The organism is Primorskyibacter sedentarius, from assembly GCF_004342065.1.
In the GTDB taxonomy this organism is placed as follows: Bacteria; Pseudomonadota; Alphaproteobacteria; order Rhodobacterales; family Rhodobacteraceae; genus Primorskyibacter; species Primorskyibacter sedentarius.
Genome location: NZ_SLZU01000026.1, coordinates 15,344 through 36,337 on the forward strand (window position 1 = coordinate 15,344; position 20,994 = coordinate 36,337).

Annotated in this window: 18 protein-coding genes; 12 read left to right on the plus strand and 6 right to left on the minus strand. The window is 58.8% G+C overall.

The genetic code is table 11. The annotated features are described in order from the left end of the window. The first annotated feature begins 83 nt into the window (after nucleotides 1-83). On the plus strand, nucleotides 84-1,259 hold the full coding sequence (gene metC / locus EDD52_RS20680) for a cystathionine beta-lyase (RefSeq protein WP_165907609.1): 1,176 nt from the start codon (nucleotides 84-86) through the stop codon (nucleotides 1,257-1,259). Nucleotides 1,260-1,271: 12 nt separating this feature from the next. Next, a complete protein-coding gene (locus EDD52_RS20685) occupies nucleotides 1,272-1,910 on the plus strand; it encodes a VOC family protein (protein WP_132248529.1) in 639 nt (212 codons plus the stop codon). Nucleotides 1,911-1,976: 66 nt separating this feature from the next. On the opposite strand, the gene EDD52_RS20690 is transcribed toward EDD52_RS20685, so the two are convergent. The 3 genes from EDD52_RS20690 to EDD52_RS20700 form a co-directional block, all read right to left on the minus strand. Then, the gene (locus EDD52_RS20690; protein ID WP_132248530.1) at nucleotides 1,977-3,053 is read right to left on the minus strand and encodes an amino acid ABC transporter permease; all 1,077 of its coding nucleotides are present in this window, start codon (nucleotides 3,051-3,053) and stop codon (nucleotides 1,977-1,979) included. 7 nt (nucleotides 3,054-3,060) lie between these two features. After that, nucleotides 3,061-4,197 (minus strand): ABC transporter permease subunit, encoded by a 1,137-nt coding sequence (locus tag EDD52_RS20695; protein ID WP_165907610.1) that lies wholly within the window; start codon nucleotides 4,195-4,197, stop codon nucleotides 3,061-3,063. 63 nt (nucleotides 4,198-4,260) lie between these two features. Next, nucleotides 4,261-5,295 carry a transporter substrate-binding domain-containing protein gene (locus tag EDD52_RS20700; RefSeq protein ID WP_132248532.1) on the minus strand — a complete coding sequence of 345 codons (1,035 nt, stop codon included), beginning with the start codon at nucleotides 5,293-5,295 and terminating at the stop codon, nucleotides 4,261-4,263. Nucleotides 5,296-5,611: 316 nt separating this feature from the next. On the opposite strand from EDD52_RS20700, the gene EDD52_RS20705 reads away from it, so the two are divergent. Together EDD52_RS20705 and EDD52_RS20710 are read left to right on the plus strand one after the other, a co-directional pair. Then, a complete protein-coding gene (locus tag EDD52_RS20705) occupies nucleotides 5,612-6,901 on the plus strand; it encodes a WD40 repeat domain-containing protein (protein ID WP_132248533.1) in 1,290 nt (429 codons plus the stop codon). Beyond that, nucleotides 6,898-7,413: a hypothetical protein gene (locus EDD52_RS20710; protein ID WP_132248534.1), complete on the plus strand. Its 516-nt coding sequence runs from the start codon at nucleotides 6,898-6,900 to the stop codon at nucleotides 7,411-7,413. Before EDD52_RS20705 ends, EDD52_RS20710 begins: the two co-directional genes overlap by 4 nt. Nucleotides 7,414-7,806: 393 nt before the next feature. Here the strand turns inward: EDD52_RS20710 and EDD52_RS20715 are convergent. Then, nucleotides 7,807-8,933, minus strand: a protein-coding gene (locus EDD52_RS20715; protein WP_132248535.1) for an IS3 family transposase whose coding sequence is annotated in 2 segments (ribosomal slippage) — nucleotides 7,807-8,669 and nucleotides 8,669-8,933 — 1,128 coding nt in all. Because the reading frame shifts where the segments join, the coding sequence is not laid out codon by codon here. 81 nt (nucleotides 8,934-9,014) lie between these two features. On the opposite strand from EDD52_RS20715, the gene EDD52_RS20720 reads away from it, so the two are divergent. Then, nucleotides 9,015-9,623 carry a hypothetical protein gene (locus EDD52_RS20720; protein WP_132248536.1) on the plus strand — a complete coding sequence of 203 codons (609 nt, stop codon included), beginning with the start codon at nucleotides 9,015-9,017 and terminating at the stop codon, nucleotides 9,621-9,623. 163 nt (nucleotides 9,624-9,786) lie between these two features. On the opposite strand, the gene EDD52_RS20725 is transcribed toward EDD52_RS20720, so the two are convergent. Then, nucleotides 9,787-11,025 (minus strand): L-rhamnose isomerase, encoded by a 1,239-nt coding sequence (locus EDD52_RS20725; protein ID WP_132248537.1) that lies wholly within the window; start codon nucleotides 11,023-11,025, stop codon nucleotides 9,787-9,789. Between the two features lie 21 nt (nucleotides 11,026-11,046). Beyond that, the gene (locus tag EDD52_RS20730) at nucleotides 11,047-13,149 is read right to left on the minus strand and encodes a bifunctional rhamnulose-1-phosphate aldolase/short-chain dehydrogenase (RefSeq protein WP_132248538.1); all 2,103 of its coding nucleotides are present in this window, start codon (nucleotides 13,147-13,149) and stop codon (nucleotides 11,047-11,049) included. A gap of 189 nt (nucleotides 13,150-13,338) precedes the next feature. On the opposite strand from EDD52_RS20730, the gene EDD52_RS20735 reads away from it, so the two are divergent. The 7 genes from EDD52_RS20735 to EDD52_RS20765 all read left to right on the plus strand — a co-directional run bounded on the left by EDD52_RS20735 (nucleotide 13,339) and on the right by EDD52_RS20765 (nucleotide 20,452). Beyond that, nucleotides 13,339-14,145 carry a DeoR/GlpR family DNA-binding transcription regulator gene (locus tag EDD52_RS20735; RefSeq protein ID WP_132248539.1) on the plus strand — a complete coding sequence of 269 codons (807 nt, stop codon included), beginning with the start codon at nucleotides 13,339-13,341 and terminating at the stop codon, nucleotides 14,143-14,145. Between the two features lie 95 nt (nucleotides 14,146-14,240). Further along, nucleotides 14,241-15,185 carry a rhamnose ABC transporter substrate-binding protein gene (gene rhaS, locus EDD52_RS20740; RefSeq protein WP_424449935.1) on the plus strand — a complete coding sequence of 315 codons (945 nt, stop codon included), beginning with the start codon at nucleotides 14,241-14,243 and terminating at the stop codon, nucleotides 15,183-15,185. Nucleotides 15,186-15,273: 88 nt separating this feature from the next. After that, the gene (locus tag EDD52_RS20745; RefSeq protein ID WP_132248541.1) at nucleotides 15,274-16,797 is read left to right on the plus strand and encodes a sugar ABC transporter ATP-binding protein; all 1,524 of its coding nucleotides are present in this window, start codon (nucleotides 15,274-15,276) and stop codon (nucleotides 16,795-16,797) included. 7 nt (nucleotides 16,798-16,804) lie between these two features. Beyond that, the gene (locus EDD52_RS20750) at nucleotides 16,805-17,788 is read left to right on the plus strand and encodes an ABC transporter permease (protein ID WP_207906068.1); all 984 of its coding nucleotides are present in this window, start codon (nucleotides 16,805-16,807) and stop codon (nucleotides 17,786-17,788) included. Then, on the plus strand, nucleotides 17,785-18,771 hold the full coding sequence (locus tag EDD52_RS20755) for an ABC transporter permease (protein WP_132248542.1): 987 nt from the start codon (nucleotides 17,785-17,787) through the stop codon (nucleotides 18,769-18,771). The genes EDD52_RS20750 and EDD52_RS20755 overlap by 4 nt, the downstream gene beginning before the upstream one ends. Then, the gene (gene rhaM / locus EDD52_RS20760; protein ID WP_132248543.1) at nucleotides 18,771-19,085 is read left to right on the plus strand and encodes an L-rhamnose mutarotase; all 315 of its coding nucleotides are present in this window, start codon (nucleotides 18,771-18,773) and stop codon (nucleotides 19,083-19,085) included. Before EDD52_RS20755 ends, rhaM begins: the two co-directional genes overlap by 1 nt. Further along, nucleotides 19,082-20,452, plus strand: coding sequence for an FGGY-family carbohydrate kinase (locus EDD52_RS20765; RefSeq protein ID WP_132248544.1), 1,371 nt, complete (start codon nucleotides 19,082-19,084; stop codon nucleotides 20,450-20,452). Before rhaM ends, EDD52_RS20765 begins: the two co-directional genes overlap by 4 nt. Nucleotides 20,453-20,994 lie beyond the last annotated feature (542 nt).

Here is a 20,994-nt window from a genome sequence, read left to right on the forward strand (position 1 = left end):
CGATATATGATACTGATATGCCATATATTGACACATAGATGCGCAGCTGTCATGCCTTCAATAAAATAAACTGCGAGATGAACATGCCGCAATTACCCAAAACCATGAGCGACGATCTGGTCCAACTTGGCCGCCCTGCCCGGCGAGAGCCGCGACAGGTCAACCTGCCTGTCGAAATGGGCACAACCGTCGTCTTCGACACGCTCGCCGCTTTTGAAGCGGCCCGCGATGGCCGCTATCAATCCGGCACTCTGTATTATGGGCGATATGGCAACACGGCGAGTTTCGAGCTGGAGAAGATGCTTGCCACGCTGGAAAAAGCTGACGACGTTACGCTGACCTCGTCGGGCGTTGCCGCCATCACGATGGCTTTGATGGCGGTCTGTGGGCCGGGCAAACATCTGCTGGTCGCGGACCATGTCTATGGCAACACGCGCGGGTTTTGCGACGGAGTGCTGACACGGATGGGTGTAGAGATCGAGTATTTCGACCCGATGCTTGGCGCGGCAATTGTACATTTGTTTCGCGACACAACATGTGCCGTGATGTTCGAGGCCCCCGGGTCAGGCACATTCGAGATGCCCGACATTCGCGCCATTGGCACAGCAGCGCGCGACGCAGGTATTGCGACAGTTCTGGATGGCACATGGGCCACGCCGATCTTTTGTCAGCCGCTAACGCTTGGGGTGGATGTGGTTGTGGCGTCAATGTCGAAATACCTAACCGGGCATTCCGATTGCATGATGGGGATGATTGCCAGCCGTGGCGACATAGGCGCGCAAATCCGAAAGACCACCTTTGCCTTTGGCGATAAGACCGGATCACAAGAAGTCTTTCTTGCACTGCGCGGGCTGCGGACCTTGAAGATGCGGATGGAGCATTTTGACAAGGCCGGTCGAGAGATGGCGACATGGCTCGCGGGCCAGCCGCAGGTCAAGAAGGTGTTGCACCCCGCATTTGACACCTGCCCCGGCCACGCCAATTGGGCACGCGATTTTAACGGGGCGGCCGGATTGTTCGGCGTGATCTTTCACCCCTGCCCCGACGACCGTGTCCGCGCCTTTGTCGACGCCCTGCACCACTTCGGTATCGGCGTCAGTTGGGGCGGGTATGAGAGCCTCGTCTTGCCGGTCAAACCCGTCAGGACCGCGACGCCCTGGACCGAAGACGGCCAGTTGGTTCGTTTCAACATCGGCCTCGAAGACCTTGACAGCCTGAAGGCCGATCTGGCCGCGGCTCTTCCTATCTTGACCCGCTGAACGGAGACATGAATGCCCAATAAGATTGATCATTTTGCCATCGGCGCAGGCAGCCTCGAACAGGCCGTCGCCGCGATGGAAACCACCCTTGGCGTGACTGTCCCGCGTGGTGGCAAGCACGCTGCGATGAGCACGCATAACTGTGTCATGCAGTCGGGCAATGAAAGCTTTCTGGAATTGATCGCGACAGACCCCGACGCGCCCGCTGATCCTGGCCGGAACCGTTGGTTCACGCTGGACGATCCCGTCACACAGGCGCGGCTGGCGGAACGCCCGCGAGCATTGTGCTGGGTAGTCGGCACCGACGATCTGGACGCGGTGATAGCCGCCAGCCCCGTCGATCTGGGTGAAGTGGTCCTGTTCACGCGCGGCGACCGGTCATGGCGCCTGACTGTGCCCGAGGATGGCAGCCTGCCGATGAATGGCCTGTTGCCCGCGTTTATCGAATGGTCGCCCGGCCCCCATCCCAGCACCGGACAGCAGGATTTGGGCGTGCGCCTGTCAGCCGTTCGACTGTCCCATCCGGACCCCGAAGCGCTGCGCGACGTTCTTGTGGCGCTACAGGTGGATAACCTGGCGCAGGTCAGCGAAGGCCCTGCCGGGCTGTCGTTTGAACTGGACACACCAAAAGGCAAAGTGGTGATCGACTGAGCCGACGACGCAGCGACCTCCCATGCCTGTTACCGGGGGTCCCACCGGATGGCGATGCAGCCGGGCCTAACGCTCGGCAATCGCCATCCGGCCTTTCAGATACTCGCCGTATTGGCCGAGTGAAAAGATGAACACCCAGTAGATTGCCGCCACGAAGATGTAGACTTCGAGGTAATGGGGCGACCACTCGCCGGTACCGAATGCCGCCTTGGCCGAGGCCAGAACATCAAAGAACCCGATGATGATGACAATCGCGGTTTCCTTGAACGTCACCACAACCATGTTGATCGTGCTGGGCAAGGCGTGCCGAAACACCTGCGGCAGGATCAGCCGGAACATGATGCTCCAATACCCTAAGCCCAACGCCTTGCCTGCCTCGAACTGTCCTTTTGGAATGGCCTGGAACGCGCCGCGAAACACCTCTGCCTGATAGCAGGCAAAGAACAGCGCAAAGGCGACGATGACCCGCCAGATCTTGTCCCCCTCCAGCCAACTTGGCAGCAAGATCGGCAGCACAACGGCCGCTGTGAACAACGTGGTAAGCAACGGCAGGGATCGAATGAAATCGATCAGGACCATCGCGAACAACCGGACAACCGGCATTTCCGACCGCCGCATCAAGGCCAGCCCCAAGCCCATTGGCATGCCCAAAAGCACAACCGCTGAAAACAAAAACAATGTCAGCGCCAAACCACCCCACCCATCGGTAGTGACCTGACGCAGCCCCAGCAGACTGCCCTCCATCAACAGGTAGTAGGTTGCGAACCCGACGACCCAAAGAACCGCCAGCCGCCAGGCGCTCCACGCTGCCGGAAAACAGGACAGGATCACGGTCGCGATAATGGCAACACAAGCCAGCGTCGAGCGCCAGTGTTCTTCATAAGGATACAAGCCAAACAGGATGAGGCGGTGGCGCGCATCGATAACGGACCAGCATGCGCCCGATGTGTCACCACAACGCGCCACGTCTTTGGCCGACCAAACTGCGCTGAGGATGGCCCAATCGACAGCAAGCCATATGCAATAGGCCAGACCGCCGTAGACAAGAATGGAGATGACAGAGGCCAAGGGTGTCCCAAACCCGCGCTTGCGGAAAGATGCCGCCCAAAGGCCAAGACGTTGCGTGGTGTCAGCGTAAGACATTCTCATCTCAGTGCGCCTTGAGTTGCAGCCGCGCGTTCAGCCAGTTGACGAACAGTGCGATTGAGAAATTGACCAGAAGGAAGGCCGCCATCAGCAGGAAAATCAATTCCAGCGTCTGCCCGGATTGGGTGATCGAATTGGAAACGATGTAGAACAGATCGCTATACCCGATTGCGATACCGATGGTTGTGGCTTTCATGATGAATATCCACTGATTGCCAAGTGGCGGCACAATACTGCGCAGCGCCATTGGCACCTTGATCCGCCCCCAGATCGCGCCCGGGCTAAGGCCCAGTGCCTGTCCAGCTTCGGTCAGCCCGCGCGGGACCTGATTCAGGCCACCGCGCACGACTTCGGCAATATAGGCGCTCCCGTACAGCGTGATCGACGTGATCATGGCGACCAGTTCAACAGGGACGGTAATTCCGCCCACAAAGCGCAGGCCTTTGAGTTCAGGGATCGACAGGATGGTTCCACCTTCGGGACGCAAAACAACAGCCGTGACCGCGCAAAGCAACACAGACGTCGCCAGCCAAATGCCGAAGCCCCGTAACAGCGGCACCTTGCGCAGGATCAGCGCCACAGCAAGCGCCAGCAGCGTCAACAATAGCCCCAAGGCAACACCAAGCGACAGGTTGAGCCCCGGCATCATCAACCCCCGGTTCGACACAAACACCGCATCCGCGATAGTCACTGCCTGACGCGGACCGGGAAAATGGATCAGGACGGAATACAGGAAAACTGCCTGCAGGATCAGCGGAATGTTTCGGAAAATCTGCACATAGACCGTCGCAGCCGCATTGATCGCCGGATGCGCGGAATCACGTGCGGTCCCGATGATCAATCCAAGGATAGTCGACAGAAATATGCTGACGAAGCCGACGAAAAGCGTGTTGCCGAAGCCAACCAGGAGCGTGCGCCAATATGGATCGTCGATCGACCGTTCGACGAGAGAAAAACTGTAATCCCAACCGGTTGCGCGATCCAGAAAGCCAAATCCGCTGGTGATACCAAGTGCGGCCAGGTTCTGCTGCGCACTGCGCACCGCGCCCAAGATTGCAATGACCGTCACGGCCAACAGAAGCGTTTGGATGATCAGCTTGCGGCGCCTGGATCTGGCGCGCAGGTCTTCGGTCGTCGTCATGTCCATTTTCCCGGACCTAATGATAAGGGACCGCCCCGAATGGAGCGGCCCGGCTGTTCAGAGTCAGTCAAGGATGGGCGCGTAGAGAACGCCGCCATGGCTCCACAGGTTGTTGAGACCACGTTCCAGCTTGTAAGGGCTGCCTTCGCCCAGATTGCGATCATAGATTTCGCCAAAGTTACCTACCGCAGCAATCATTTCCCGCGCCCAGGTATCGCGGATGCCCAGACGCTCGCCCATGCCCGGCTCCACACCCAATAGGCGTGCAACCCGCGGATTGGGTGGGTTGGCGACCATTTCGTCGACATTGGCCGAGGTGATGCCCTCTTCTTCGGCAATCAGCAAAGACGCGATTGTCCAGTTCACCATGTCGACAAACCCGTCGTCGCCCTGACGCATTGCAGCGGCGATTGGTTCGCTGGACAGCTGATCGTTCAGGATGACATGCGCGTCGGGATTGTCGATTTCTGTGGCGCGCAAGACGGCCAGGAACGGGCCCCATGCTGCAAACGCGTCGCACCGGTTCGCCAGATAGGCCGAACGCAACTCAGCGGCGCTTTCATAGGAAATATTGTTGGTCGTGACACCAATCGTCTGCAGATAGTTTGCGACGATGCGTTCAATCGTAGTCCCGGCTTCGACGCAGACCGTCCCACCTTCAAGCCCGGTCGCATCGGTGATCCCCAGATCGCCATGCGCCATGATTTGGGTGCCGCCAAAGAAATATGGAAGGCTGAACTGAAGACCCAGTTCGGTATCGCGGCCCATGGTCCAACCGGTGGCCTTGATGATGACGTCGACGTCGCCCGATTGAAGCGCCGGGAAACGTTGCGCCCAACTGAGCGGAACAATCTGTGCCTTCTCCGGATCGCCAAGGATAGCAGTGGTCAGGGCGCGGCACAGGTCAATATCCAGACCCTTCCACTCATTTTTGTCATTCACTTCGACAAAGCCGAAATAGCTGCCGTTGTGGCCGGAACACAGCATGGTCCCGCGCTCCATGATCTGGGTGACCGTTGCGCTTTGTGCGGATGCCGTTGTTGCCGACAACGTCGTCAGTGCGGCGACTGTAGCGCCAATTGCGATAAGAGACTTCATGATGCCCTCCTTGTTTGTTCTATATATCGGCACATATGTATTGACATGCAGCATTCATGCGTCTCTCCATTGAGTCAACAAAATTCTGACACGGCGGCAAGAACTGAGCGCAAAATGGTCGAAGTCGAACAAATATGGAGCGAAGCAGGGTTTGTGTGAATCCCGGAGGCCTTGATGATGTGACCGCCCCCCGACGGCATCAATGTGCCAAGGTGGGTCTGCGATGATCCACAAAAAAGGACGGTCACATCATCAGAGCCTTGACGGATACGGAATTTTTGTTGCTCGATAGAGTTGCATTATAAGGAGGGTTTCAATGCGCATTCTGCTCAGCGCCCTTGCAATTCTGATTGGAACAGAAATTTCGGCAGACGATCTGGCAGATTACCAGTCTCGAGATTTTGCTACTGAGGCCCGTGAGGCGCTGAGAACAGGGGATCGCACCGCGGCAATTGTCGCCGCATTAAAGGGTCTACCAAAAGAGCCGGACGATAATGATCTCGCGCGGTTCGGCGATGCCTACGAGGTGCTTGTTCGCGCAGCCATTTCCAGATCAGTTCGACTTGACCTGCCCGTCATGTCCGTCTTTGAATTTGATGGCACTGGCACCCGTCTTGCGAGCGTCGGTCTGTTTCCCTCACACGACGGCGACCAGTCGCGAAGCGGCCTGGTACTTTGGGATCCGCGAAATGCAGAAAAGGTGGCCGAACTCCTTCCGATCGAAGCCTTGACGGACGGCGGATGGGGGGTGCAGGCGCCTGCATTCTCGCCCGACGGGCGCTTCCTTGTTCAGATAGCCCCTCCCAAGGGTGTGGCCGTGGTGTTCGATGCCGAATCGGGTGCCGAGATCATCCGCCTGCCAGGGCACGAGCCTGGTACGCTCCCCAACACCGGGGGAGCCGCTTTTTCGCGTGATGGATCGCTACTCTTGACTCTGGGAGCTTCACCGACGGTCGCACATCTCTGGGACACTACTGACTGGCAACGCGTGGCGAGCGCGGCATTCGGCGATTTCACGCTTCTCAGCCCTATTGATGGCGGACGAGACGGTGTGATGCATTTTATCGCTGGTGACGTCGCACAGGGCAACCCGCCGCCGGTAGAACTTTGGAAGATCGGACGAGAAGGCGCCACTAAGGTACATCGCTTTCCATCGGAGCCCTCCGGCCTTGGCGCACATTGGGGGCGCATGGCGACGGATGATGAAGATCGTGTTTTTGCGATGCCGAACGGCAATTTCGACCTCGTCGTCTTTGAACGTGCGACAGGAAGTGAATTGGCGAGGCTTCCAGCCTCTATCATCGGTCAATCGACAGGGATCGTGGCCCCATCCGGAGATGGTGTGTTGCTGCTTTCCTCAATTGACGGGTTGCCGCGTCGCCTGAACTTCGACGGCACCGATGCTTTGCTGCAATCCTCAGACAAGTTGGCTGGGATCCATGGCGTGTTCTCACTTGGGGGAGAGTTGATCGGTGGATCGCCCGACACTCTGGACTATCGAGGAAGCGATATGCCACGGGGTCCCGAACTTTATCGGGTCATGATGTCATCACTTCCAGACGACACGAGGGCGGAAATTGCCGCCGAACAAGTGGTGCTCGAATGAAAGTCGAACTGAAAGTAGACGCTGCCATGACCAGACTTATGATCGCACTTTTGATTTCCTGCCTGCCTGCGACCGGGGTTCTCGCCGAATGGGCGATGAGACCACCGAAGGCGGGTGACGATAACGGCAGCGCCGTCGTACAAAATGCCGAAGGTCACCGACTGAAAATCGGATGCGGAAACGGCGGCAGCATTGCCATTTCCCTTACCCCGGACACTCGCCCAGCTGATTTGAAATTCGTTGGCGACGGCGCGGTCATCTATTTCCGGGTTGATGGTGGCAGGCCTTTGCAGATGCCAGCGACCTGTGGCACTCAAGGGTGCTATCAGGATTTCATGTTGGGTGGCGAGCCTTGGCCGATCAGTCAGATGCGCGCGATTACCTCGGCCTTGCGCGTCGGATCGAGTGTCGATGTCTTGCTCGGTGGCAAAATCATGTCGCGTTTCGATCTATCCGGCTCGTCCGCCGCTCTCAGCGAATTGGAAGCTCGAACGCAGTGCGATGGTCTTTGACAGATCTCTGGATTTCGAGGCGGTCTGGCACGATCAAACAGCGGGGATCATTGTCAGTTTGAATTGATTCAGGCATGATCGAGGGGCCCCCACCAAGAAAGAAAACCGGTTGGCAGAAACGTTACAACGAGGCGCCCATCTAACAGGCCGCCGAATTAGTCGCCGCTTGAACACGTTGTTCTGCCGATGGGGTGAATGCGGTGTTCGCTGGTCAACAAGGGCGGCGGTTATCGGCCCCATGCAGCCACCATGCGCTTCATGCTGCCAGCAATCTTGGCAATCGGGCCAGGTTATTGGCGGCCATCGTCAGAATGAAGCGGGATCTTACCCGTTCGACACCACGATAGACGGTTTGCGCCTGAGCCGCCCCAATTGAGTGGTCCACATTGAAAGTTAGTGCATGATTGGCCTTTGGTCCATCAAGACGATGGTTTCAGGCGCTGGCGGGCGGTAGCCCAATGCACTGTGTGGTCGCTTGGTGTTGTAGTGGTTCCTCCATCGTTCGATGATGATTTGGGCTTCACGCAGCGAGTAAAAGATCTCGCCGTTCAGCAGCTCGTCGCGCATCCGCCCGTTGAAGCTTTCGCAATAACCGTTTTCCCAGGGTGACCCCGGCTCGATGTATGCAGTCTTGGCACCAACGGCTTTGATCCAATCCCTGACGGCCTCAGCGATGAACTCTGGGCCATTGTCCGACCTGATATAGGCTGGCACACCACGCAGAATGAACAGGTCTGTCAGAGCGTCGATGACCTCAGTCGAGTTCAGCTTGCGTTTTACCCGGATTGCCAAACATTCTCGGCTGTGTTCATCCAAGATGTTGAGCGTCCTGAACGCCCTGCCATCTTCGGTTCGGTGATGCACAAAGTCATAAGACCAGACATGGTTGCGATACTCAGGTCGCAAACGGACGCACGACCCATCATTGAGCCAGAGCCGTCCCTTCTTTGGTTGTTTCATCGGCACTTTAAGCCCCTCGCGTCGCCATAAGCGTTCAACCCGCTTGTCGTTGATCTGCCAGCCTGCGTCCCTCAGCAAAGCCGCAACCCGGCGGTAGCCATATCGGCCATACTGGCGCGTCAATTCGATCATATCCGCGACCAAGCGCTCTTCGTCAGCACGCCCACGTGGCAATCGACGTTGTGTGGATCGGTGCTGGCCCAACACGCGACAAACCCGTCGCTCAGAAACCTTGAACTGACTGCGCACATGATCGATGCAGGCCCGCCTACGCGAGGGGCTCAGAAGTTTCCCGATGCGGCCTCCTTTAGGATCAGCTTGTCCAATGTCAGGTCAGAAACTGCCCGGCGAAGGCGCTCGTTCTCTTTCTGTAGCCGCTTCAGTTCCTTGAGCTGTTCTGTGCCCATTCCGCCGTACTTCTTCTTCCAGCGATAATAGGTTTGTTCAGTCACGCTGATCTGTCTGATTGCATCAATCCGGGGCATACCTTGCCCCATCAGAACTTCAACTTGCCGCAACTTCACAACAATCTCTTCAGGCTTGGGTCTCTTAATGGCCATCTCTGGTCCTCCGCTTTCCTAACTATAGGGGCGGACCACTTTAAAGGGGGAGGCTCACGGGCCTGGACAGCGCTGGCGGTCGTGCATCTGCTTCAAATGGAGGGTGCGCAAACCATAGAGGCGTTTGAAGATCACCTGACGCGCCGTATTGCAGCCACAGAGCGTGCGGTTCAACTGTCACCCAACGACCCCGAGACTCTGATCCAGGCAACGTTCCTGCATGGCCGCGCGGGCGACCATGCAGCCGCCGAGGCAGCCCTACGCAAAGCGGTCGCGCTTGGCCGCAATAACCCTGACATTCTTGCGCAGGCCGCTTGGGGTGGCGCGCGGCGGGCGCCGGTTGGCGCGGATGCTATCGCTTGGGCCAGACGTGCTTTCGAGTTCAATTCCTTGCCTCCGCCGTGGTACAATGCGGCGCTGGCGACCGCAGCCTTTTATGCAGAGGATTATGCGTTGGCGGAAGAAGCATATGGCAAGGCGCCGCTTATGACCGAACTAATGTACAGGCACGCAGCGACCTCCGCCGGACTTGGCAAGCTGCAAAAGGCCGCCGACCTTCTCGACCGCGCCAAAGCCCAGCTTCCAGAAGGACTGACTATTGCCGATCTGGAAGCGGCAGACGGCAACACATTCCCGCCCTATGTTGCTCGACTGACCGAACTTCTCGACCGCATTGGCCACGAACGATGAAGTGCCCCTGGCACTTCTCCTGCTTCGAGAAGGTTTTGGCAGAATCAAAGTTCTTTTTGTCCACTTGATTGCCGCTTCGCGAAACAGGTCATCGATTTTATCTTCGAGGCTACCGGCGTGAAAAACGCCGCCGCCCCTCTTTTCCCAGGGCGGAGGCTGTGAATCAGCGTTCCGACACCGACGTTTGATAGGCTTCGAGATCGGCGATCAGCGCCGTCCCAGTGGGCGTATCCCCGCGTTTACAGAATTCTGCCCAGACCGCGCCGAAGGGCAGGTCCTTGAATTCTTCTGTCAGCATGAATCGGGTGGTGTAGTCGAGCCCGTCTTCGGCATTGCGAAGCCGCTCAAGCGGCAAGAGCAGCGCGCGTAATAGTACCCTTTGCATGTTGCGAGTGCCGATCACCCAAGCCGCAGTGCGCGAGATCGTGGCGTCGAAAAAATCCAGCCCGATATGGGTGCGCCCCAGCAGATCGGATGTAACCAGTTCGTTCGCCATCGCTTGAATATCATCATTCAACAGTATCACGTGATCACTGTCCCAACGCATCGGTCGGCTGACGTGCAGCAGGATCTCATCAACCGACAGAGCCACGGATGACAGCTTGTCGGCGACGTTCTCTGTCGGATGGAAATGACCCATGTCGAGACAAAGAAGCGTGCCCTTGCGGATCGCATAGCCCATGTAGAATTCGTGGCTACCGACAGTGCAGGCCTCAACTCCGATGCCGAAGAGCTTGCTTTCCACCGCGTCGCGCATCAGCGTCTTTTCCTGCTTCGGCGCCAGCATCTCGTCGAGCGAAGCCTCCAGCCGCCGCCGCGCTGCCATCCGGTCGACGGGAACGTCCTTGTAGCCGTCAGGCACCCAGATGTTGTTGACGCAGGCGCTGCCCAACTCTTCTCCCATCTTGGCGGCGACCTCGCGCGAGCGCTGCCCGTGCTCGATCCAGAAGTCCCGGATACCCTTGTCAGGATGAGACAGAGTCAGGTTGTCGTCAGCCTTCTCATGGGCAAAGAAGGTCGGATTGAAATCCAGCCCGATGCCCTGCGCCTTCGCCCAATCCACCCAAGGTTCGAAGTGCTTGTATTCGATTTCGTCCCGGTCCGGCGTCTCGTCGGTATCAAGATACATTGCATGAAGGTTCAGCCGGTGAGAGCCGGGGATCATCGAATAGGCGAACTCCAGATCGGCGCGCAATTCGTCCGGGGTGCGGGCACGGCCGGGGTAATTTCCGGTCGCCTGAATACCGCCGCCTGAGTTGCCGGTCTTCTTCTCAAAACCCACTACGTCATCGCCTTGCCAGCAATGCATGGAGATCGGGATGTCCTTCAGCCGATGGATTGCAGCGTCGGTTTCAATGCCCCAATCGGCAAACTGCGCCTTGGCGCTGTCATAGGTACTCATTTTTTTCCTCCCAGCTCGCGCTCAGCGCGTGAACGCCTGAACGTTGCCGGCATCCACGTTCAGGATGTTGCCGGTGGATTTCGCCGAAAGATCGGAAGCCAGAAAATAAGCGGCCTCGGCGATGTCCTCGGGCAGGACCGAGCGTTTCAGCATGGAGCGCTGGCGGTACATTTCCTCCAGCCCCTCCTTGTCGGTGCCATAGGTGCCCGCGCGCTGCTCCAGCCAGTCACCTTCCCAGATCTTGGACCCGCGCAGCACTGCGTCGGGGTTGACCACGTTGACCCGGATGCCGGCCTCGGCACCTTCCAGCGCAAGACAGCGGGCAAGGTGAATTTCGCTCGCCTTGGCGGTACAATAGGCCGCTGCATTGGGGCTGGCGGCGAGCCCATTCTTGGACGCGACGAAGACCACCGCGCCGCCCATGTTCTGCACCCGCATTAGCTTGAAGGCTTCACGGCTGACGAGGAAATAACCAGTGGACAGGATATCCATGTTCTTGTTCCAGAGCGCCAGCGAAGTCTTCTCTATCGGGGCCGACGAGGCGATGCCGGCGTTGGACACCAGGATATCGACCCCGCCGAATTCCACTGCCACCTCGTCATACGCCCGCGCCACGGCCGTTTCGTCGGTGACGTTCATGTTGACGGTGCGCACCACATCGCGGCCATAGCGCCCGGCCAGATTCTTCGAGGTTGCCTCCAGCGCCTCTGCATCGATGTCGGCCAGCATGACACAGGCACCTTCGCGCAGGTAACGCTCTGCCGTGGCCGCGCCGATGCCGCCCGCGCCACCTGTGACAAGCGCCACGCGGCCGGCCAGTGATTTCGGCTTGGGCATGCGTTGCAGCTTGGCCTCTTCGAGCAGCCAGTATTCGATGTCGAATGCCTCCTGTTCGGGCAGGCCAGTATATTCACTGACCGAAGAGGCTCCGCGCATGACGTTGATCGCATTGACGTAGAACTCTCCCGAGATCCGCGCTGTGGCTTTGTCTTTGGCGAAGGTGATCATGCCCACGCCCGGCACCAGGTAGACCACCGCGTTCGGGTCGCGCTGGGCCGGACTGTCGTCATGCTTGCAGCGTTCGTAATAGGCGGCGTAATCCTCGCGATAGGCGTTGATCTGTGTCGGCAGGCCTTCCAGTACCTCGTCGAGGTTGCCCTGTGCCGGGTCAAAATTCACCACCAGGGGGCGGATTTTCGTGCGCAGGAAATGGTCCGGGCACGACGTACCAAGCGCCGCAAGCGGCTCCATATTCTGCGCATTGACGAATTCCAGAACCGCGTCACTGTCGTTGAAGTGCCCGACCATGTGCTGATTGCCCGAGACAAATCCGCGGATGGCGGGCATCAACCGCGCGGCGACGGCGCGGCGTTCGGCTTCGGAAAGGCTCTGGTGTTTCGCGCCACCAAAGGCGGCGACGCCGTCGGTCTTTTCTGCCAGCCATTTGGTGGCGGTGTTGATGACCTCTATGGTCTTGTCATAGCAGGCTTTGGCACTGTCACCCCAGGTAAAGAGCCCGTGGCTCTCCAGCACGACACCATCGGCCTCGGGGTTGTCCTCACAGAACTTGCCCAGCCAAAGCCCCAACTCGTAACCCGGTTTTTTCCACGGCAGCCAGCCGATGCTGTCGCCGAAGATCTCTTTCGTCAGTTGCTTCGAATTCTTCGAGGCCGCAATGGCGATGATCGCATCGGCATGCACGTGATCGACGTGCTTGCGCGGGACATAGGCATGCAGCGGCGTGTCGATCGAAGCAGCGCGCGGGTTCAGCTTATAAGTGCAATGCGGCAGGTAACCCACCATCTCGTCTTCGAATTCGACACCGCGATAAAGCCCCTTCAGCGCTTCGAGCTTCTCCATGTAGAGCGTGGCGAAACCGTCCATGGTGATCGAACCGATATCGCCGCCCGACCCCTTGACCCAAAGCACCTCGACCTCTTTGCCTGTGAGCGGATCAATTTCCACCACCTTGGCCGAAGTGTTGCCGCCGCCATAGTTGGTCACCCGCTTGTCGGCACCAAGAATATTGGAACGATAAAGCAGCAGTTCTGATTCGCTTTTTCCAGCTGCTTCGGCCTCGCTCCAACGGTTCTCAAGAAGCTGCGTTTCAACGGTTTTCAGCATGGTGTCCTCCCATATGGCGCCGCGCGCCCTGCATGATGGCTTGGGTCGGACACTGCTTTGCCGCATGACGGAAGTCAATCATTTTCGATCATTAATAGTCATTCTGCGGTGCAGAATGATTGATTGTGATTATTTATGATTGACAGAAGGCAGCGATTCGCCGAGTGTGAGCCATCAAGGGAGGACGAAATGCACGAGACAGAACGCCATAGGATCATTCTATCCGCCGTTCAGGATCGCCCGATGGTGACGGTAGCCGACCTGTGCAACCTCACCGAAGCTTCCGAAGCCACGATCCGACGCGACATCGCAGCACTTCATATGCAGAAAAAACTGCGCCGTGTCCGTGGTGGCGCCGAAGCGATCACCCCGCCGCAATTCGTGGGCTTGGCCGGGCGACCGTTTTCTGTCAACCAGACGATGCAGAGCCGCCAGAAGCAGGCGATTGCCCGGGCGGCTGTTGATCTGTGCGAAGACGGCGACTCGATCATCATTAACGGCGGCACCACGACATTCCAGATGGTGCATCCGCTGGCATCGCGCCGCTGCCAGATTTTCACCAACAGCTTCCCGATCGCCGAGCATCTGCTCAAACATTCGAAAAACACGATCATGCTCTCAGGCGGTGCAATCTACCGGGAACAAAACATAATCCTGTCGCCGTTCGACAATGACGTGACCCGGAATTTCTATGCCAAACGCATGTTCATGGGCGCCCAGGGGCTCGGTCCGATCGGGCTGATGGAGGCGGACCCTCTGCTTATTCAGGCGGAACAAAAGCTGATCGGTCAGGCCGACGAATTGGTGGTCCTTGTCGACAGCACGAAATTCGACAATCGCTCCAGCCTGGTGCTCTGTCCGCTGGCAAGGATCGACACGGTGATCACCGACGAGGGCATCACCGACAAGGCCGCCGCCATGCTGGAGGCCGCAGACATCAAACTGATCGTCGCGCAATCGGGCGCGGCGCAGCAAGAGGACGAAGCGGCCTCGTAGACCCGCCTCAACAATCATGTTTTTGGGAGGAAACCATCATGAAACGTCGCAATTTCACCAAACTCGCACTTGGCCTCAGCCTCGGAGCTTCACTCATGGGCACGTCGGCCATGGCGCAGGACAACATGCGCATCGCGCTGGTGGTCAAGGCATTGGGCATCGGCTTTTTTGAAGCCGCACACAAAGGCGCGGAAGAGGCCGCCGCAGAGCTGGGCAATGTCGAAATCATCTACACCGGCCCGACAGACACCACCGCCGAGGGTCAAATCGAGGTGATCAACTCGCTGATCGCGCAGGGCGTCGATGCTATTGCCGTGTCATCCAATGACACGGACGCACTTGTGCCGACACTGAAGAAGGCGATGCAGCGCGGTATCACTGTGATCTCCTGGGACAGTGGCGTCGCCGAAGAAGGCCGCCAGATGCACCTGAACCCCTCGTCCAACCCGCTTATCGGCAACATGATCATCAAGCTGGCAGCTGACCATCTGCCCGACGGTGGCCAGGTTGCGCTGCTCTCGGCCACCACCACCTCGACCAACCAGAACATCTGGATCGAGGAGATGAACAAGGTAATGGCCAACTACCCGGGCATCGAGGTGGTCTCGACCGTCTATGGCGACGATCTGGCCGACAAGTCCTATCGCGAAGCGCAGGGCCTCATGCAATCCTACCCTGACCTCGATGCGATCATCGCACCGACGAGTGTGGGGATCGTGGCTGCGGCGCAGGCTGTAGAGGACGCCGGCAAGATCGGCGAGGTCAACGTGACCGGCCTTGGGCTTCCCTCGGAAATGGCCGGTGCCATTGAAAGCGGTGCCTCCAAGAGCTTTGCTATCTGGAACCCGATCGACCTTGGCTATTCGGCGGCGATGATCGCGCATGCCCTTGCGGCAGGCGAGGCAACTGCCGAGCCGGGTGCTGAGATCTCCATCGGGCGCATGGGAACGATCACGCTGGACGAGACAAATTCCGCTGCCATGGCCGACCCGTTCGTTTATGACAGCTCGAACATCGACGAATTCAAGTCGATCTTCTGATTGCACCCTGCCTTTGCAAGACGACCATCCGGGGGCTTTGCCTCCGGATCTCTCAGCACATTTTTGAAACTTAAAAAGGGCCATTCGCATGCTGATGCAAGCCGAGACCCAGACAGACGCGCCGACGGATGTACCCGTGCTGGCCCTTGACGGGATCACCAAGACCTTTCCCGGCGTCAAAGCGCTGGATGGCGTGTCGCTGCGGCTGTACCCTGGGCAGGTTACCGCGCTGATCGGCGAGAATGGCGCTGGCAAATCCACCGTGGTCAAGACCTTGACCGGGATATATCAGCCCGATGGTGGCGAAATCCTTGTTGATGGTGCGCCCAAACGCTTTCCTACGGCACAAGACGCTGCGGATGCCGGGATCACCGCGATCCATCAGGAAACGGTTCTGTTTGATGAGCTTTCGGTGGCCGAGAACATCTTTCTCGGCCATGAGCCGCGTGGGCGGTTCGGGCTGATCGATTGGGCTGCGATGGAGGCAAAAGCCACAGAAATTCTTCGCGGCATAGGGGCAGAAATCGACCCCGCGCACAAACTGCGCGATCTGGGAATTGCCAACAAACACCTCGTGGCAATTGCCCGGGCGCTCTCCATCGACGCGCGTGTGGTGATCATGGACGAGCCCACGGCAGCGTTGTCACACAAGGAGATCCAGGAGCTTTACGAACTTGTCGAGACGCTAAAGTCGCAAGGCAAGGCGATCCTTTTCATCAGTCACAAGTTTGACGAGATCTTTCGCATCGCTGACCGGTTCACGGTGTTCCGCGACGGGCAGTTCATTGCCGATGGCAAGATCGCCGATGTGACCGAGTCCGATCTGGTCAAGATGATGGTCGGGCGCGACGTCAGCCAGATTTTCCCGACACGCAACAACATACCCGGCGACGAGGTTCTGCGCGTCGAGGGTATGAACCACCCAACCGAGTTTGCGGATGTCGGCTTCCGCCTGCAACGTGGCGAGATCCTCGGGTTCTACGGGCTTGTCGGGGCGGGCCGGTCAGAATTCATGCAGGCGTTGTTCGGCATCACCAAACCGTCCGCCGGACGCGTGACGATTGATGGTGTGGAAGAGGCTATCCGGTCGCCCGCCGATGCGGTGGACGCGGGCATCGTCTATGTGCCCGAGGACCGCGGCAAGCAAGGTGCGATCACTGCGCTACCGATCTTTCAGAATGTTACCCTGCCTTCGCTTGGGCGGACCTCGCACAAAGGGTTCCTTCGGTTGGCAGAGGAGTTCAGGCTTGCCCGGGAATACACCCAGCGGCTCGACCTGCGCGCGGCGTCGCTCGATACCGCTGTTGGCAATCTTTCTGGCGGCAACCAGCAAAAAGTGGTGATTGCGAAATGGCTGGCGACACAGCCCAAGGTCATCATCCTCGACGAACCGACCAAAGGCATCGACATCGGCTCCAAGGCCGCGGTGCACGAGTTTATGGCCGAACTGGCCGCCGAAGGTCTGGCCGTCATTATGGTCAGCTCGGAGATCCCGGAAGTTCTTGGCATGTCGGACCGCGTCATCGTGATGCGCGAAGGTCGCATGGTGGCCGAACTGGCAGGCGACGAATTGACCCCCGAAACGCTTGTCCGCCACGCGGCGGGGATATGAGGACGCAATGCTGCAACGATTGATAACCTCGCGCGAAGCGCTGTTGCTGGGCGCAATCGCGGTCCTTTTGGCGCTGATCTCCACCCGGTTTCCGGGCTTCGTGACGCCTTCGAACCTTGCGGATGTGTTCAATGACACATCGCCGCTGATCCTGCTGGCCATCGGCCAGATGATCGTGATCCTGACCAAGTGCATTGACCTCTCGGTCGCCGCCAATCTGGCGCTGACCGGCATGGTGGTGTCGATGCTCAACCTGGCCTTTCCCGGCCTGCCAGTTGCGCTCATTCTGGTGGTCGCCATCACGCTCGGCGCGCTGATGGGAATGTTCAACGGAATTCTGGTGTGGAAGCTCGACATTCCGCCCATCGTGGTGACGCTGGGCACGATGACCATCTTCCGCGGCATTATCTTTCTGATTTCCGACGGCAAATGGGTCAACAGCCACGAGATGAGCCCTGCCTTCAAGGCCTTCCCACGCTTCGAGCTTCTGGGCTTGCCGATGCTGAGCTGGACCGCGATCCTTGCCGTAATCGTCTTCACGATCGTCATGTCGCGCACCACGCTGGGCCGGGCGGCTTATGCGGTGGGCGGCAATCCGCATGCAGCGACCTATACCGGCATTGAGGTGGGGCGCACGCAATTCTGGGCCTTCACAATCTCAGGCGCGCTGGCCGGGTTGACCGGATATCTCTGGGTGTCGCGCTACGCGGTGGCCTATGTCGATATTGCGGGCGGGTTCGAGCTGGACGTGGTCGCCGCCTGCGTGATCGGCGGCATCTCCATCGCCGGCGGCATCGGCTCGGTCGGTGGGGCGCTGCTGGGCGCGTTGTTCCTCGGCGTCATCAAGAATGCCCTTCCGGTGATCAATGTCTCGCCCTTCTGGCAGTTGGCCATCTCGGGCGGCGCAATCATCATCGCGGTGGCGGTCAATGCGCGGGCCTCGCGCACCAAGGGTCGGATCATCCTCAAATCAGCGGAGCACGCGGCATGACCGATACAACCCGTTTCATCCCAGACCGGCTGCAATCGCCGCTTCAGAAACGCCTGAAAAGCTGGGAGTCATTGCTGCTGCTCGTGGCTATCGCCATCTTCGTTGCGAACAGCTTTGCCTCGCCATACTTCCTGAATGCCTGGAATCTGAGTGACGCCACCTTCAATTTCACTGAAAAGGCGATGATCGCCTTTGCCATGGCGCTGCTGATCATTTCGGGCGAAATTGACCTTTCGGTTGCATCCATCATCGCGCTGGCCTCAACGGCGATGGGCGCGGCGGTGCAAATGGGCGCCGGGACGCCGGTCCTGATCCTCGTTGGCCTGGGTACGGGTCTCCTGTGCGGCGCTTTCAACGGAGTGCTGGTGACGCGCCTCGGGCTGCCCTCCATCGTGGTGACCATCGGCACGATGAGCCTGTTCCGCGGTATTTCTTACATCGTGCTCGGCGATCAGGCGTTCCGCGGTTATCCGGCCGATTTCGCCTTCTTTGGACAGGGTTATGTCTTCTGGGTGATCACTTTCGAACTGGTGCTCTTTGCCGTAATCGCGGTGATCTATGGCATGATCCTGCACATGACCAACTTCGGCCGCGCTGTATATGCCATCGGCAACAACCCCACGGGGGCGCTGTTTTCCGGCATTCGGGTAGCGCGGGTCAAGTTCATCCTGTTTTTGCTGACCGGGTTGATGTCTGGCGTTGCCGCCATCTGCCTGACCTCTCGGCTGGGCTCGACCCGCCCCTCCATCGCCACAGGCTGGGAACTGGAGGTGGTAACAATGGTGGTTCTTGGCGGGGTCAACATCCTTGGCGGATCCGGCACAATACCGGGTGTGGTGATCGCAGCATTCGTGATGGGGCTGGTGACATTCGGGCTTGGGCTTCTCAACGTGCCGGGGATCGTCATGTCGATCGTGATTGGTGCGCTGCTGATCGGAGTGATCGCATTGCCCCGCCTCTGGAAGATGTGGCGGGCGCAGTGATGGAGAAATACGCATTTTGGATGCGGCTTCACCCCGGCTGTGAAGAGGAATACCGCAAGCGGCATGACGCGATATGGCCGGAATTGGTCGCGTTGCTGAAAAAGGCCGGGGTGTCTGATTACTCGATCCACCTCGACCGCGAAACAGGCCTGTTGTTCGGCGTGCTTTGGCGGGCAGAAAATCACGGGATGGAGGATTTGCCCAAGCATCCCGTGATGCAAAAATGGTGGGCGCATATGGCTGATATCATGGAAACCCAGCCCAATAGCGAACCAGTGGCCGTGTCTCTTGAGACCGTGTTTCACATGCCATGAGACATGTTGCCGTCATCGACATCGGCAAGACCAATGCCAAGCTGGCGCTTGTCGACCTTTCCGACCTGTCAGAAATTGCCGTGATCACCCGGCCCAACAGGGTGCTTGAAGGTCCGCCTTACCCGCATTTCGACGTCGAGGGGCATTGGGTTTTCCTGCTGGAAGGGCTCGCCCGCTTTCATGCCGAACACGGCATTGACGCAATTTCGATCACCACCCATGGTGCCTGCGCGGCGTTGCTTGATGCCAATGGCGAATTGGCCGCGCCCATACTGGACTACGAGTTCGACGGCCCCGACGAAACGGCTGCCTCTTACAACGAGCTACGGCCGCCATTCGACGAGACCGGCTCGCCGCGCCTTGCGGGCGGGTTGAACATAGGTGCGCAACTGCACTGGCAATTCTCGGCCGATCCAGGGCTCAGGGCGCGCACCGACACCATCGTGACCTACCCGCAATACTGGGGTCATCGCCTGACCGGCGTTGCCGCCACGGACGTCACCTCGCTGGGTTGTCACACCGATCTCTGGAATCCGCATGACGGGCAGTTCTCAACGCTGGTTGACCGGCTGGGGATCGCGAATAAAATCGCGTCGGCGCGGCGATCGGCCGATATTTTGGGACCGGTGCTTCCCGAAATCGCAACACGCACCGGGCTTGCACCGGGCACACCGGTGCATTGCGGCATCCATGACAGCAACGCCTCGCTCCTGCCGCACATCCTGACACAGGCGCCCCCGTTTTCAGTCGTGTCGAGCGGCACATGGACCATCGCAATGTCCATTGGCGGGCATCCTGTGTCGCTCGATCCGGGCAGGGACGTCTTGATCAATGTCAACGCACAGGGTGCGGCAGTCCCATCCGCAAGGTTCATGGGCGGCCGCGAACACGATCTCGCTTCGGGCGGCTCCTACCCGGAGGCGACGGAGGCAGCCTTGGCCGAGGTTCTTGATCAAGGCATAATCTTGACCCCCGCGGTGGTGCCCGAAACCGGACCATATCGGGGGTGCTTTTCCCGTTGGGTAGGTCCGGAGCCCAGCATTGGAAGCGCAGCGCGAGGGGTTGCGGTCGCGCTCTACCTCGCATTGGTAACCAAACGCTGCCTCGAGCTTGTCGGGCATCGCGGCACAATCATTGTCGAAGGGCCCTTTGCAAGAAACCGCATTTATCTGCAGATGCTCTCGGTATCGACAGGCTGCGAAGTGACCCCGATGGTCAGCGCAACCGGCACGAGCCAAGGAGCCGCGCTCCTGATCATGGCTCCTGCGAGTATTCAGCGCGTGTCGGCATGTCGGACGAGCCTCCAAGAGCCGGAAGCCAATCGGTTAAAACACTATGCCGACAATTGGACAAGAATCTGTGGCTGACCTATCCGGTCAGTCTGCATGCCATCCAACGTGCCTCCGTGCCGCCTATCACTTGCAGCCGAGCATACTGGTATGACCGACCGGTGCTGTGAACCATCCTGCGCTGCCAGTTGCGCAGCAGAGCCCATATAAAGCCTTTGGCATCTGCGTCAGCATCGGCAGGGGATGAATGGGTTCGGAGTTTTCGCTCACCATCGTATATTTCGAAAGCATGCAGCAAGTTACATGTTCGCCCGCTTCCCCGCCTGGTCCGGAGTGCGCTTGTGCTTGCAGCGAACTTCCGTTTCCCGACGTCGGTGAATATGGTCGGGGGCCGAGAAACACAGCCCGTTCGTCTACGCGGTTTATGCGGCAATAGTGCTTGTGGTGAGCGTATCAATTGAGACAAGAAGTGGCCGCATCTCAAAGTCTGCTCAACCAGCCTGACGATTGAGGCCTCTCAATCGTCAGGTGGCTCCCATTTCACGGGGTAAGATGAGCCCGCTGCGTGTGCGGAAGACGGAAGATGCCTTGAGCGTCCGTGCATCCTGCGGCTATCCTCG

What these genes read in the sequence shown, in the direction of transcription:
- metC (WP_165907609.1), top strand. Translation starts at nt 84, where the DNA reads ATGCCGCAATTACCCAAAACCATGAGCGACGATCTGGTCCAACTTGGC.
- EDD52_RS20685 (WP_132248529.1), top strand. Translation starts at nt 1,272, where the DNA reads ATGCCCAATAAGATTGATCATTTTGCCATCGGCGCAGGCAGCCTCGAA.
- EDD52_RS20690 (WP_132248530.1), bottom strand. Translation starts at nt 3,053, where the DNA reads ATGTCTTACGCTGACACCACGCAACGTCTTGGCCTTTGGGCGGCATCT.
- EDD52_RS20695 (WP_165907610.1), bottom strand. Translation starts at nt 4,197, where the DNA reads ATGACGACGACCGAAGACCTGCGCGCCAGATCCAGGCGCCGCAAGCTG.
- EDD52_RS20700 (WP_132248532.1), bottom strand. Translation starts at nt 5,295, where the DNA reads ATGAAGTCTCTTATCGCAATTGGCGCTACAGTCGCCGCACTGACGACG.
- EDD52_RS20705 (WP_132248533.1), top strand. Translation starts at nt 5,612, where the DNA reads ATGCGCATTCTGCTCAGCGCCCTTGCAATTCTGATTGGAACAGAAATT.
- EDD52_RS20710 (WP_132248534.1), top strand. Translation starts at nt 6,898, where the DNA reads ATGAAAGTCGAACTGAAAGTAGACGCTGCCATGACCAGACTTATGATC.
- EDD52_RS20725 (WP_132248537.1), bottom strand. Translation starts at nt 11,025, where the DNA reads ATGAGTACCTATGACAGCGCCAAGGCGCAGTTTGCCGATTGGGGCATT.
- EDD52_RS20730 (WP_132248538.1), bottom strand. Translation starts at nt 13,149, where the DNA reads ATGCTGAAAACCGTTGAAACGCAGCTTCTTGAGAACCGTTGGAGCGAG.
- EDD52_RS20735 (WP_132248539.1), top strand. Translation starts at nt 13,339, where the DNA reads ATGCACGAGACAGAACGCCATAGGATCATTCTATCCGCCGTTCAGGAT.
- rhaS (WP_424449935.1), top strand. Translation starts at nt 14,241, where the DNA reads ATGGGCACGTCGGCCATGGCGCAGGACAACATGCGCATCGCGCTGGTG.
- EDD52_RS20745 (WP_132248541.1), top strand. Translation starts at nt 15,274, where the DNA reads ATGCTGATGCAAGCCGAGACCCAGACAGACGCGCCGACGGATGTACCC.
- EDD52_RS20750 (WP_207906068.1), top strand. Translation starts at nt 16,805, where the DNA reads ATGCTGCAACGATTGATAACCTCGCGCGAAGCGCTGTTGCTGGGCGCA.
- EDD52_RS20755 (WP_132248542.1), top strand. Translation starts at nt 17,785, where the DNA reads ATGACCGATACAACCCGTTTCATCCCAGACCGGCTGCAATCGCCGCTT.
- rhaM (WP_132248543.1), top strand. Translation starts at nt 18,771, where the DNA reads ATGGAGAAATACGCATTTTGGATGCGGCTTCACCCCGGCTGTGAAGAG.
- EDD52_RS20765 (WP_132248544.1), top strand. Translation starts at nt 19,082, where the DNA reads ATGAGACATGTTGCCGTCATCGACATCGGCAAGACCAATGCCAAGCTG.